Raw genomic sequence first — 12,601 nt, forward strand, 5'->3', positions numbered from 1 at the left:
GACCCCTGTACGGGACGGACCCCTGTACGGGACGGACCCCTGTACGGGACGGACCCCTGTACGGGACGGACCCCTGTACGGGACGGACCCCTGTACGGGACCGGACCCGCGTACGGGTGACTCAGTGGCCGGACGGCGCGTTGGTCTCGCCCGACGGCGTACCGCCGTGCTCGCCGCCCGTGGCGGTGGCGGAGGCGGTCGGCGTGGCGGCCGGGGGAGCCGGGACGATGGACGGGCCGAAGTCCTTGAAGTAGCTGTCGGCGGGGACGACGAAGGCCTCCAGGCCGACGTCACCGGTCCGGCTGAGCTTGAAGACGACCTGCTGGGCGTCGCCGACCCGGGCCGCCTCGGTGCCGTTCTCGATCACGGCGGAGGCGTTGCCCGCGCCGCCGATGACGACGGAGCCGTTGGCCGGGACGGTGATCGGGCCGGCGCCCTTGGCGGACTTCAGCGTCACGGTGGCGCTGCTGCCGGGCAGGCTGATCGACTCCAGCACCTGCGGAGCCCGCCCGTTGTTGAAGAGGGTCGCCGAGATGGCGGCCGGTCCCTTCACACCGCGCTCGGGCTGGGTGATCACCAGCGCGTTCTGGATCTTGAGGTCGTCCACGGTGACGGCGGCGTGGTCCGGCCGGACGCCGAGCGTCTGCGCGTTGTTGCCCGCTCCACAGGCGGACAGCGCGGCGATGGAGAACACGATGGCGGTGGCGGCGAGGGCGCCGCGTCGAAGGTTGCGGCTCACGGCGGCGGCATCTCCTTGGACGTACGGACGGTCGGGGGACTAAAGGCCAACTAAAGGTCTGTCAGCGCGCTCAGGTTACCGAGCCGCACTCTTCGTCCCGCACCCGACCCGCCCCTAACCGGTCACGGGCGTCGCGGGGCCGCTCGGCGGCCACCGGGGGAGCGTCCCCGGGCGGACCTCGGGACGCCCCCGGGACCAGTGCGGCGGACCTCCTCGCGAGGCCCCCGCGAGGACCCCCGCGACGGCTCTCCGGGGGCCTTCGTACGGGCCCTCGACCCTGGCCGACCGGCCATCGGTGTGGCTGGATCTCGACGCATTGACCTGTTGTTCACATAACCGCCTTGATCAATTCGAGGAGTGCCGCGCATTCGCCGGAGCCGCGCCTCCGGAAAATCCCGGACCCGCTCGCGCTGATCAATTGCGGAATCACCCCGCGGTACCTCCGTACGGGTGGACGATCCTCGAACGGAGTACGTGAAGAAGGCCACTCCGAAACCGACAAAACGGGGCATCGCTCCACCTTGAAGGCCCTCCGGGCGGGTGTGACGTGCGCGTTTCTCTCCGTCCGCACAGCTGCTCCGACCTGCGAATACCGCCTTCCGGAAGCCCCGCGCAGCACGTCCGTGATGCTGTTGTCAAGCCCCGAGATATGCCCTGACCTGCGAAAACGCCATTCAGAAGAAGCTGTATCCGTGTTACCCTGGATAGCCACGGAAGGGGTACCTGTCACATGACGTTCAAGGTTGGCGACACCGTGGTCTATCCCCATCACGGGGCCGCGCTGATCGAGGCCATCGAAACTCGCCAGATCAAAGGCGTGGACAAGACCTACTTGGTGCTCAAGGTCGCGCAGGGCGACCTGACCGTCCGCGTGCCTGCGGACAACGCGGAGTTCGTAGGCGTCCGCGACGTTGTCGGTCAGGACGGGCTGGACCGGGTCTTCGAGGTACTGCGCGCGCCGTACGCCGAAGAGCCGACGAACTGGTCCCGTCGCTACAAGGCGAACCTCGAGAAGCTCGCCTCCGGCGATGTCATCAAGGTCGCCGAAGTAGTCCGCGACCTGTGGAGGCGCGAGCGCGAGCGCGGTCTCTCCGCCGGTGAGAAGCGGATGCTCGCCAAGGCCCGGCAGATCCTGGTCAGCGAGCTGGCCCTCGCGGAGAACACGAACGAGGACAAGGCCGAGGCTCTCCTCGACGAGGTCCTCGCGTCCTGAGCGTGCTCTGAATCCTCCGAGCGCGCTACCAAGTGAAGCGATGCCGTGGTGCCCGTTGGCGTGCTGTGATCCACACAGTGCTGCCGTCGGGCGCTGCGGCATGTCCGCGTATGCCTGCGGGGCGTACGCGGGTCCCTGGGCACACCTGATGAATGCGTGTGCGCACCACTGAGAAAGTCCCCGCACCCCCGTTACGTCCGAGCCCCTGTGCACGGGCGACAACGCCTCGACCTTCGTCACGGAAAGGGCCCGGTCAAGGCGGAGCGTCCGGCACGGTGAGGCCATACCCATGTCGGCCGCGGAAACAAACCTGCCGGAGTGCAACCGATGTCAGACGATGCGCGTCCTTCTCGTACCGCCGTGGTGATCCCGGCGGCCGGACGGGGCGTACGCCTCGGTCCGGGCGCCCCCAAAGCGCTTCGCGCGCTGAGCGGCACCCCCATGCTCATCCACGCCGTCCGAGCGATGGCCGCCTCCCGCGCGGTCTCGCTCGTCGTCGTGGTCGCACCCCCCGAAGGCGCCGCCGAGGTCAAGAACCTCCTCGACGCCCACGCCCTCCCCGAGCGGACCGACTACCTCGTCGTCCCCGGCGGCGACACCCGCCAGGAGTCCGTCCGGCTCGGGCTCGAAGCGCTCCCCGAGGGCATCACCACCGTCCTCGTCCACGACGCCGCCCGCCCGCTCGTCCCCGTGGACACCGTCGACGCCGTCATCGAGGCCGTCCGGAACGGGGCCGTCGCCGTCGTCCCCGCGATGCCCGTCACGGACACCGTCAAGGAGGTCGAACCGGCCGGAAGGCCGGGTGACCCCGAACAGGTCGTCGCCACCCCCGTACGGGCCCGGCTCCGCGCCGTCCAGACCCCGCAGGGCTTCGACCACGACACCCTCGTCGACGCCCACGCCACCGTCGCCCTCGCCGGTGAGGGCGCCACCGACGACGCGGGCATGGTCGAACGGCTCGGCGCGCCCGTCGTCGTCGTGCCCGGCCACGAAGAGGCCTTCAAGGTGACCCGCCCCCTCGACCTCGTCCTCGCCGAGGCCGTACTCGCCCGCAGGAGGGCCAACGATGGCTTCTGAGCCGACCCCTACCCCGTCCGCCCCCGCCCCGTCCGTCCCCCCGGCGTCCGCCGACGCCCCGGCGGCCCCCCGCCCGGTGATCCCGCTCGTCGGCATCGGCACCGACGTCCACGCCTTCGAGCGGGGCCGTGAACTCTGGTGCGCGGGCCTCCTCTGGGAGGACTCCGAGGGGTACGGCCTCGCCGGGCACTCCGACGGCGACGTCGCCGCCCACGCCGCCTGCGACGCGCTGTTCTCCGCCGCCGGGATCGGGGACCTCGGCGCCCACTTCGGCACCTCGCGGCCCGAGTGGTCCGGCGCCTCCGGCGTCACCCTGCTCGCCGAGGCGGCCCGGATCGTCCGCGCCGAGGGGTACGAGATCGGCAACATCGCCGTCCAGGTCGTCGGCGTCCGCCCGAAGGTCGGCAAGCGGCGCGCCGAGGCGCAGAAGGTGCTCAGCGAGGCAGCCGGAGCACCGGTCTCCGTCTCCGGCACGACGACGGACGGCCTCGGTCTGACCGGCCGCGCGGAGGGTCTCGCGGCCCTGGCCACAGCCCTCGTCCACCGGGTCGCCCCGGCCTGACGCCCCGCCGGAACGGGCCCGGCGGCGGAGCGCACCGGGCCCGGTGCCGACGTACGCACCGGGGTGCCGGACCGCGCCGGGCGCGCGCGGCGGCGCCGGACCGGCGCCGGAGGCCACCGGTGCCGGTGAAAAACGTCATCCGGGACCGCGATCGGGTATCGGGGCACTACCACATGCCCACTACCCTGGAGTGGTGACTATTCGCCTGTACGACACCAGCGCCCGGCAGATCCGTGACTTCACCCCGCTCACGCCGGGCTGCGTCTCGATCTACCTCTGTGGCGCCACCGTCCAGGCGGCCCCGCACATCGGGCACATCCGGTCGGGGCTGAACTTCGACATCATGCGCCGCTGGTTCGCGTACCGGGGCTACGACGTCACGTTCGTCCGCAACGTCACCGACATCGACGACAAGATCATCGCCAAGGGCGCGGACCAGGGCCGCCCCTGGTGGTCCATCGGCTACGAGAACGAGCGCGCGTTCAACTCGGGCTACGAGGCGCTGGGTTGCCTCCCGCCCAGCTACGAGCCGCGCGCCACCGGGCACGTCCCCGAGATGATCGAGATGATGCGCGGCCTGATCGAGCGCGGCCACGCCTACGAGGCGGACGGCAGCGTCTACTTCGACGTGCGCTCCTTCCCGGGGTATCTGGAGCTGTCCAACCAGGACATCGACGACCTGCGGCAGCCCGCCGAGGACGGCATCACCGGCAAGCGCGACCCGCGCGACTTCGCGATGTGGAAGGCGACCAAGCCGGGCGAGCCCGACTGGGAGACCCCGTGGGGCCGTGGCCGTCCCGGCTGGCACCTGGAGTGCTCGGCCATGGCCCACAAGTACCTGGGTCCCGCCTTCGACATCCACGGCGGCGGCCTCGACCTGATCTTCCCGCACCACGAGAACGAGATCGCCCAGGCCAAGGCCTTCGGCGACTCCTTCGCGCAGTACTGGGTGCACAACGCCTGGGTCACCATGAGCGGCGAGAAGATGTCGAAGTCGCTCGGCAACAGCGTGCTGGTGTCCGAGATGGTGAAGAACTGGCGCCCGATCGTCCTGCGCTACTACCTGGGCACCCCGCACTACCGCTCGATGATCGAGTACAGCGAGGAGTCCCTGCGCGAGGCCGAGGCGGCGTTCGCCCGTATCGAGGGCTTCGTCCAGCGCGCCACCGAGAAGGCCGGGGCGCCCGTCGCGCCCGCCGCCGAGGTGCCGCCCGCCTTCGCCGAGGCGATGGACGACGACCTGGGCGTCCCGCACGCGCTGGCGATCATCCACACGACCGTCCGGCAGGGCAACAGCGCCCTCGCGGCGGACGACAAGGACGAGGCCATCGCCCGTCTGGCCGAGGTCCGTGCGATGCTCGGCGTGCTCGGTCTCGACCCGCTCGACCCGCACTGGGCCGAGGAGGCCGGGGGCGGCGAGGAGCTCCACGGAGTGGTCGACACCCTCGTACGGCTCGTGCTCCAGCAGCGCGAATCGGCCCGCGAGCGGAAGGACTGGGCGACCGCGGACGCGATCCGCGACCAGCTCAACCAGTCCGGGCTGGCCATCGAGGACGGGCCCGACGGCCCCCGGTGGACCCTGGGCAGCCGTTAGAAGACGTGCCGCCCGGGGCTCCGGGCGGCACACTTCACCTACAGACCTATGCACGCAACACCGAGGATGAGAGTAGTCATGGCCGGGAACAGCCAGCGCAGGAACCGTCGCACGTCCAACAAGAAGGGTGCGACGATCGGCAGCGGTGGCCAGCGGCGCAAGGGCCTGGAGGGCAAGGGCCCGACCCCGCCCGCCGCCGCCCGCAAGGGACACAAGAAGAACCGTGTCGCCAACGCCCAGGCCAGGCAGGTCCAGCGCCGCCCCGTCGTCCGGCGCGGCGGCAAGGGCCAGTCGGAGATGGTCGTCGGCCGCAACCCGGTCTTCGAGGCCCTGCGCGACGGGGTGCCCGCCACGACCCTGTACGTGCAGCAGTTCATCGACAACGACGAGCGCGTGCGCGAGGCCCTGAACCTCGCCACCGGCCGCGGCAACATCCACATCATGGAGGCGCCGCGCCCCGAGCTGGACCGCATGACGAACGGCCTGAACCACCAGGGTCTCGTCCTCCAGGTCCCGCCGTACGAGTACGCGTTCCCCGAGGACCTCGCCACGGCCGCCTACGACAACCACGACGAGCCGCTGATCGTCGCCCTCGACGGGATCACCGACCCCCGCAACCTCGGTGCCGTCGTCCGTTCCGTCTCCGCCTTCGGCGGGCACGGCGTCGTCGTGCCCGAGCGGCGCGCGGCGGGCATGACGGCCGGTGCGTGGAAGACCTCGGCGGGCACCGCGGCCCGTACCCCGGTCGCCCGCGCCACCAATCTGACGCGCTGCCTGGAGGCGTACCAGAAGGCCGGTCTCACGGTCGTCGGCCTCGCCGCCGACGGTGACCACGAGGTGCACGAGCTGGAGGAGCTGGGCGGTCCGGTCGTCATCGTCGTCGGCTCCGAGGGCAAGGGCCTGTCCCGTCTCGTCGGCGAGACCTGCGACTTCCTCGTGCGCATCCCGATGCCGGGCGGCGCCGAGTCGCTGAACGCCGGTGTCGCCGCGGGTGTCGTGCTCTACGAGGCCGCTCGCCGCCGTATGGGCTGACTCCAGCCACTCCCGCACCATCGGTCCCGGCCGTGGCGTGATCTTGACGGGTCTCGGACATTTGCGAGCCGTCAAGGCAGTGTCCTAAACCCAGATCACTCGGTTAGATGAGTGTGGACACCAGAACGCCCCGGCCGGGGTTCGACGATCAGCCCGCGTTGAGCATGGTCAAGGTGGATTCCGATCCCGCACAGGTGATCGTGAACCACGCCAGCTTCCGCGTGCGGCTCGCTCCGGCCCCGCAGCCGAGATTCGGCGCCCGCGCCGCCGCCCTCTCGGGGGCCGCGGCCGGAGCGGGCGGCCCGCGCCGCCGCCCCGTCGTGTGGAGCGGGAAGTCGGCGCCGGGCGCCACCGGTCTCCTCCAGGCCGTGCGCGAGTCCTCCGTCTCCACCCTCGACCCGGTCCTCGGGCGCGGGGGGCTCGACGCGGGCTCCACCCAGGCCATCCCGCGCGTCGACGACACCATGCCCACCCCCGTGGTGCCCGGCGGGCCCCTGCTGCCCCCGATGCGCCGCGCCGAGGGGGCGTACGACGACCTGTACGAGCTGCGGCCCGAGACGGGACCCGAGGCGTACGAGGACGATCCGGACGGCCGGAGCCCCCAGCGCCACGGCCAGGACAGCGTCCGGCACGCCTACTACCCGGGCCGCCGGATGAACCTCGGCGTCGTCCTCCTCCCGCTCCGCGTCTTCCTCGGCCTCATCTCCGTCTACGCGGGCATGGGCAAGCTCTGCGACCCCGTCTACTTCGACGGCGGCGAGCGCGGCTCCATGGTGAAGTGGCTCAACTCCCTCCACCCGTGGGCCCTCGCCGAGCCCCTCCGCGACTTCGCCCTCCAGCACCCCGTCGGCGCCGGACTGACCGTCGCGTTCCTCCAGGTCGTCGTCGGTGTCCTCACCGTCCTCGGCCTCTGGCAGCGCGCCGCCGCCGTCGTCGGCGCCCTGCTCTCCGCCGCGCTGATCCTCACCGTCAGCTGGAAGACCGTCCCGGTCTACGACGCGCCCGACATCATCTTCCTGGCCGCCTGGTCGCCGCTGATCATCGCCGGTGCCCCGGTCTACTCCGTCGATGGGCGCCTCGCCGGGGAAGCCTGGCGCAAGCTCGGCCCGCGCGCCGAACTCTGGGAGCTGCGCCGCCGGGTGATGCGCCGCAGCACCCTCGTCGCCTCCGTCGTCGTCGGTCTGACCCTGCTCATCGGCTCCGTCCTCGGCGGCGCCGTCCGCTCCACCGAGATGGTCACCGTGCCGGGTCCGAACGACGACCCGATCAACCACCTCCCCGGCCGTCCGCTGCCCACCGAGCCGGTCCGCCGCGCGCCCTCCCCGCCCGCGTCCACCGCTCCGAGGCCCGCCGCGACCACCGAGGCGCCGAAGAAGCGCGAGGAGGCCCCGAAGACCGAGCGGCCGACCGAGCCGAGCCGCGAGTCCACCCGGACCCAGGAGCGGCGTCCGACGTCCACGGAGGGCGCGGGCACCGGCGGCGGCAGCCGTACGCCGACCCAGTCCAGGCCCGCGCCCCCGCCGTCCACGAGCGACGCGCCGAGCGGCTCCGGCGGCTCCTCGGGCGGCTCCGGCGGCTCGACCGGCGGCGCCTCGGAGACCCCGTCGGAGAGCGGTTCGACGTCGGGCGGGGCGAAGAACCCGATCGGCGGACTGCTGGGCTGACGGCCGGCCCGCCAGGGATACTGGGGGCCGCCCCGGGGATACGGACGACCGGCCCGGGGGCAACGAGAGGGCGGTACCGCCGACCGGCGGTACCGCCCTCTTCGTACCCGCTCACGGGTCGGTGGCCGTCAGCCCCGCTGCACGGCGAGTTCCCGGGCGGCCTCGGTGAGGTCCTTGGCGGTGTCGATGGCCCGCCAGTACGCCCCCTGGGGCAGCGGGAAGCCCGCCAGGCGCCGCTCGCGGGCGAGGCGGGGGAAGGTGGTGCGCTCGTGGTCGCCCAGATCGGGCAGGAGCGCGGTGAACTCGGCGGAGAAGACGTACACGCCCGCGTTGATGAGGAACGGCGACGGCGGCGCTTCGACGAAGTCGGTGATGTGCCCGAAGGTGTCGGTCTCGACGGCGCCCCAGGGGATGCGGGGGCGGGCCAGGGCGAGGGTCGCCAGCGCGTCGCGCTCGTCGTGGAAGGCGGCCATCTCGCGGAGCGAGAAGCGGGTCCAGATGTCGCCGTTGGTGGCGTACCAGGGCCGGTCCGGCGCGGGCAGGTGCGCGGCGGCGTACTTGAGGCCGCCGCCCCGGCCCAGCGGTTCGGTCTCGACGACCGTGGTCACCTTCAGTGGGAGCTCGGCGTCCGCGAGCCACTCCTGGAGCACCTCGGCGAGGTGGCCGCAGGACACGACGGCGTCGGTCACGCCCTCGGCGGCCAGCCAGGAAAGCTGATGGCCGATGATCGGGGTCCCGGTGCCCGGGATCTCGACCATCGGCTTGGGGCGGTCGTCGGTGTACGGGCGGAGCCGTGAGCCCTGGCCGCCCGCCAGGACCACGGCCTGCGTCGGAGAGGTGTGCATACGGGGAACGATAGGCGTCGCCCCGTACGCCCGGCGGCCGGACGCGCGTCGGCGCTCAGCCGGCGCGCATCACGCCGGTCGCGTACGAGGTGTCGCAGACCGGGCGCGAGAAGGACTGGGCGCGGGTGGGGCCGTACTGGTCGACGGCGGCGCGGCCGAGGGAGCGGGCGAGGGACATGCAGTGCTTGGCGAGCGACGGCCGCTTCTCCACTTCGCGCTGGAGGCGGGTGAGGGCCGCGCCGGGGTCCTTCTCCTGGAGCTCGGCGAGGAGCTGGTCGCGCAGCACGTCCTGCGGGGCGCGGGGCTTGGCGCGGACGGAGACGTCGGAGGAGGACGCGGTGAGCTGGGTGGTGGCGTCCTGGCCGGCCCACGGAACCGCGGACACCGCGAGCGTTCCCGAGAGCACCAGGACGACGGGCAGGACGAGGGCGAGGGAGCGGCCGATTCGGCGGGCAGTGTGGGTCACGCAGGCGAGCGTAGCGGTCGGTAGTTATTTGGCGACATTTAGTCACTCTCACGAGTGATGGTTCTTGGTGTCTTTTTGCATCGCATGTTGACGCGGGGGGTGGGTACGGGCCCGGAATGCCGGGGTTTCCGGGGCTAAACCACCTACTGAGACGAACGGCCCCGCGTCCGGAGGGACGCGGGGCCGTTCGGCCAGGCTCGGCGGCGGATCTCCGCCGTCCGGGGTCAGTCGCTGAGGCGGGCGCCCGTCGAGGTGGAGAAGACGTGCAGCTCGTCGGCGCGCGGCACGACGTGCAGCGTGGTGCCCTTGGCGGGGACGTCACGGCCGCCGACGCGGACGACCAGGTCCTTGTCCTCGCCGCCGACGCGGGTGGAGCCGTAGACGAAGCCGTCGGAGCCGAGCTCCTCGACCACGTTGACGGTGACGGCCAGGCCGTCCTTGCCGGTCGGGCCCTGCACGTCGAAGTGCTCGGGGCGGACGCCGACGGTGACGGTGGTGTCGCCGTTGGCGGACGCGGCGGCGATGGCGTCACGGGAGACCGGGACGACGCTATTACCGAACTTCACGCCGCCGTCGGTGATCGGGACCTCGACCAGGTTCATGGCCGGGGAGCCGATGAAACCGGCGACGAAGAGGTTGGCGGGCTTGTCGTACATCTTGCGCGGGGAGTCGACCTGCTGGAGCAGACCGTCCTTGAGGACCGCGACCCGGTCGCCCATGGTGAGGGCCTCGGTCTGGTCGTGGGTGACGTAGACCGTGGTGATGCCCAGACGGCGCTGGAGACCGGCGATCTGCGTACGGGTCGAGACGCGGAGCTTGGCGTCGAGGTTCGACAGCGGCTCGTCCATGAGGAAGACCTGCGGCTCGCGGACGATGGCGCGGCCCATGGCGACGCGCTGGCGCTGACCGCCGGAGAGCGCCTTCGGCTTGCGGTCCAGGTACTCGGTGAGGTCCAGGATCTTCGCGGCCTCTTCGACCTTGGCGCGGATCTCGGCCTTGTTGACCCCGGCGATCTTCAGGGCGAAGCCCATGTTGTCGGCGACGGACATGTGCGGGTACAGCGCGTAGTTCTGGAACACCATCGCGATGTCCCGGTCCTTGGGCGGCAGGTGCGTGACGTCGCGGTCGCCGATGCGGATGGAACCGGCGTTGACGTCCTCAAGGCCCGCGAGCATACGCAGGGAGGTCGACTTGCCGCAGCCGGAGGGACCGACGAGGACGAGGAACTCGCCGTCGGCGATCTCGATGTCGAGCTGGTCGACGGAGGGCTTGGTGGCGCCGGGGTAGACCCGGGTGGCCTTGTCGAACGTTACGGAAGCCATGGTGATGAGCCCCTTCACCGGCAGGAACGTGCCGGACGATCCGAGTAAAGGAAGGATGTGCGGTCTAGTCCACCTGGGTGAACCGCAAGTGACGCTACCCGCCGATGCCCGATCTGTCAGCACTCGGACCCCGGTGAGATTTCCGACCGCCGCCGGGTCGTCGTTGGATACACTGCACTGGCTGCCTCCTTAGCTCAGCTGGCCAGAGCACCGCTCTTGTAAAGCGGGGGTCGTCGGTTCGAACCCGACAGGGGGCTCAAGACGAAGGGCCAGCGAAGGGGCATGATTCCCCGGCGCTGGCCCTTTCGCATGATCACGGCCGTGCCACCTACATGCCAGAAGGCCCATCCTTACGGGTTTGGCGGATCATCTCCCCGAGCTTCACCGCGATGTGCTGATCACGGTCGCTCGTCATGTGCTGGTAGATCAGCGCGGCCCGGGTCGTGCTGTGCCCCATCCGCGTCATGAGCTCCCGGGTGCTGGCGCCGGCGCTGGAGGCGAGGGTGTTCCCCGTGTGGCGAAGATCGTGGAAGTGCACGGTGCGGTCGACGCCGGCCTTGTCCCGGGCCGCGATCCAGTCGTCCCGGAAGTTGCCCCGCCGCAGCAGGCCGCCCCGGGGGCCTTGGAACAGGTGGCCGTCCCGCCCGGAGCCCGCGAAGTGCTCCAGGTGGTGCGTCACCTCGGGAAGGAGTTCGGCGGGGAAGGCGACGGAGCGGACACCGGCTGCGGACTTCGGTGCCTTGTCGGCGAGGGTGCCGTCCTGGAGCTCGGACTGGGAGCGGCGGACGAGGACGACGCAGCGATCCAGGTCCAGATCCCGGCGCCGGAGCGAGGCCAGCTCACCGAACCGGAGCGTGGTGAACGCGGCGAGGAGGACGAGCAGCCGGAAGTGCGGCTGGATGGCCCCGGCCACCGCGTACACCTCGGGCATGGTCAGGACGGGGCGCTCGGGTACGTCGTAGCTGTCGGCACCCTTGATGCGGCAGGGGTTGCGCCGGATCAGCTCGTCGTCCACGGCGGTGTTCAGGATCGCCCGCAGGAGTTGGTACGCCTTGACCACGGTCGGCTCGCCCACGCCCGCTTTCAGGAGGCCGGTCCGCCATGTCCGTACGCGGGTGGTGGTGATCGCGGCGACGGACCCGGTGCCGAAGGTCGGCTTGATGTGCAGCCGGATCACGCCCTCGCTCCGTTCACGGGTGCGGTCTTTCAACTTGCGATCCTTCAGCCAGTCGTCTGCGTACGACCCGAAGGCCACTTTGCCGGCGTCCGGTGCCTGGTAAGCGCCCCGGAGGATCTCCGCCTCGATCGTGGTCAGCCAGACTTCGGCGTCCGTCTTGGTGGCTAAGGTGTGCGGCGCCGACTTCATCTCGCCCGAGAGCGGGTCCCGGTAGCGGGCCTGCCAGCGGCCGGACGAGAGCTGCCGCACACTGCCGAACCGGCGACGCCTGCCCTTGCGGTTCGTCATCAGGCCACCGCCCCGTAGCGGCGTGTGATGGGCTGGACGGTGTTGCTCTCGATGTACGCCGCGATGGCGGGCTCAGGGATACGGACGTGACGGCCGACCTTGACGAACATGATGCGTCGTTCCTCGATGAGGCGCCGGGGGAACCGGACGTTGGTGCCGAGGAGTTCGGCGACCTGGCCGACGGTGAGCAGGCGGGCGGCCACGGTCACCACTTCCCTTCGACGGTCGTGTCGGACTTGCCGCGCAGGGCTTCGCGGGCGGTTTCGCGGTTCAGCTGGATGTCCCGGGCGATGGACGCGGCCAAGGCGGCTTCACCGGGGCTGTGGCCTTGGCCGACGTACGTCCAGGCGGTGAGGACGAGGACGGTGTCCGGCGCGATGTCGTCCAGGCCGCGGGCGGTGCGTTCCTGGGTGGCGCGGTAGTCGGCGCGGGTCTGACGGAGTTCGGTCAGGGTGGTGGAGTACTGGCGTGACTTGGTGGAGAAGTGGCCACGGAAGCCGAGCATGTGGGCCCAGGCCGTCAGTCGCCGGTCGGGGTAGAGCGGATCGAGGTCGAAGCAGGCTTCGACGAGGCGCCGGGTGTGGTCGGGGATGCCGAGGAGGAGCAGGGCCTCACGGTTGCC

13 protein-coding genes and 1 tRNA gene are annotated in these 12,601 nt (G+C 71.2%); 7 read left to right on the forward strand and 7 right to left on the reverse strand.

Going from position 1 to position 12,601, the window contains the following annotated elements:
• Positions 1–121 precede the first annotated feature (121 nt).
• Complete coding sequence (locus tag ACFXGN_RS32350) at positions 122–739, reverse strand: DUF461 domain-containing protein (protein ID WP_384865942.1); 618 nt, start codon at positions 737–739, stop codon at positions 122–124.
• A 730-nt stretch (positions 740–1,469) separates the two neighbouring features.
• Here ACFXGN_RS32350 and ACFXGN_RS32355 point away from each other — a divergent pair.
• The 6 genes from ACFXGN_RS32355 to ACFXGN_RS32380 all read left to right on the forward strand — a co-directional run bounded on the left by ACFXGN_RS32355 (position 1,470) and on the right by ACFXGN_RS32380 (position 7,881).
• Positions 1,470–1,952, forward strand: coding sequence for a CarD family transcriptional regulator (locus ACFXGN_RS32355; protein ID WP_003953493.1), 483 nt, complete (start codon positions 1,470–1,472; stop codon positions 1,950–1,952).
• 327 nt (positions 1,953–2,279) lie between these two features.
• Positions 2,280–3,029, forward strand: a complete 750-nt coding sequence (gene ispD, locus ACFXGN_RS32360) for a 2-C-methyl-D-erythritol 4-phosphate cytidylyltransferase (protein WP_384865944.1) — start codon at positions 2,280–2,282, stop codon at positions 3,027–3,029.
• Complete coding sequence (ispF, locus tag ACFXGN_RS32365) at positions 3,019–3,591, forward strand: 2-C-methyl-D-erythritol 2,4-cyclodiphosphate synthase (RefSeq protein WP_384865946.1); 573 nt, start codon at positions 3,019–3,021, stop codon at positions 3,589–3,591. The genes ispD and ispF overlap by 11 nt, the downstream gene beginning before the upstream one ends.
• Before the next feature lie 193 nt (positions 3,592–3,784).
• Positions 3,785–5,185 (forward strand): cysteine--tRNA ligase, encoded by a 1,401-nt coding sequence (cysS, locus tag ACFXGN_RS32370; protein WP_384865948.1) that lies wholly within the window; start codon positions 3,785–3,787, stop codon positions 5,183–5,185.
• Between the two features lie 78 nt (positions 5,186–5,263).
• Positions 5,264–6,217 (forward strand): 23S rRNA (guanosine(2251)-2'-O)-methyltransferase RlmB, encoded by a 954-nt coding sequence (gene rlmB, locus ACFXGN_RS32375; protein ID WP_384865950.1) that lies wholly within the window; start codon positions 5,264–5,266, stop codon positions 6,215–6,217.
• A 107-nt stretch (positions 6,218–6,324) separates the two neighbouring features.
• Positions 6,325–7,881, forward strand: a complete 1,557-nt coding sequence (locus ACFXGN_RS32380) for a DoxX family membrane protein (RefSeq protein ID WP_384865951.1) — start codon at positions 6,325–6,327, stop codon at positions 7,879–7,881.
• Positions 7,882–8,009: 128 nt separating this feature from the next.
• Here the strand turns inward: ACFXGN_RS32380 and ACFXGN_RS32385 are convergent, their stop codons facing one another.
• From ACFXGN_RS32385 to ACFXGN_RS32395, 3 genes are all read right to left on the reverse strand, one after another.
• Positions 8,010–8,726 (reverse strand): NDP-sugar synthase, encoded by a 717-nt coding sequence (locus ACFXGN_RS32385; protein ID WP_384865953.1) that lies wholly within the window; start codon positions 8,724–8,726, stop codon positions 8,010–8,012.
• A 55-nt stretch (positions 8,727–8,781) separates the two neighbouring features.
• Positions 8,782–9,192: a hypothetical protein gene (locus tag ACFXGN_RS32390; protein ID WP_384865955.1), complete on the reverse strand. Its 411-nt coding sequence runs from the start codon at positions 9,190–9,192 to the stop codon at positions 8,782–8,784.
• Between the two features lie 224 nt (positions 9,193–9,416).
• Positions 9,417–10,514: an ABC transporter ATP-binding protein gene (locus ACFXGN_RS32395; protein WP_384865957.1), complete on the reverse strand. Its 1,098-nt coding sequence runs from the start codon at positions 10,512–10,514 to the stop codon at positions 9,417–9,419.
• Positions 10,515–10,697: 183 nt separating this feature from the next.
• Between ACFXGN_RS32395 and ACFXGN_RS32400 the strand changes: the two genes are divergently transcribed.
• Positions 10,698–10,771 (forward strand) — tRNA-Thr (locus tag ACFXGN_RS32400).
• A 71-nt stretch (positions 10,772–10,842) separates the two neighbouring features.
• Here the strand turns inward: ACFXGN_RS32400 and ACFXGN_RS32405 are convergent.
• The 3 genes from ACFXGN_RS32405 to ACFXGN_RS32415 form a co-directional block, all read right to left on the reverse strand.
• A complete protein-coding gene (locus tag ACFXGN_RS32405; protein ID WP_384865959.1) occupies positions 10,843–11,979 on the reverse strand; it encodes a tyrosine-type recombinase/integrase in 1,137 nt (378 codons plus the stop codon).
• Complete coding sequence (locus ACFXGN_RS32410) at positions 11,979–12,182, reverse strand: excisionase family DNA-binding protein (RefSeq protein WP_384865961.1); 204 nt, start codon at positions 12,180–12,182, stop codon at positions 11,979–11,981. The genes ACFXGN_RS32405 and ACFXGN_RS32410 overlap by 1 nt, the downstream gene beginning before the upstream one ends.
• Before the next feature lie 2 nt (positions 12,183–12,184).
• Positions 12,185–12,601, reverse strand: a 417-nt coding sequence (locus ACFXGN_RS32415) for a replication initiator (protein ID WP_384865963.1), incomplete at its 5' end; no start/stop codon positions are given.

This window comes from Streptomyces sp. NPDC059247 (assembly GCF_042754005.1).
Classification (GTDB): Bacteria; Actinomycetota; Actinomycetes; order Streptomycetales; family Streptomycetaceae; genus Streptomyces.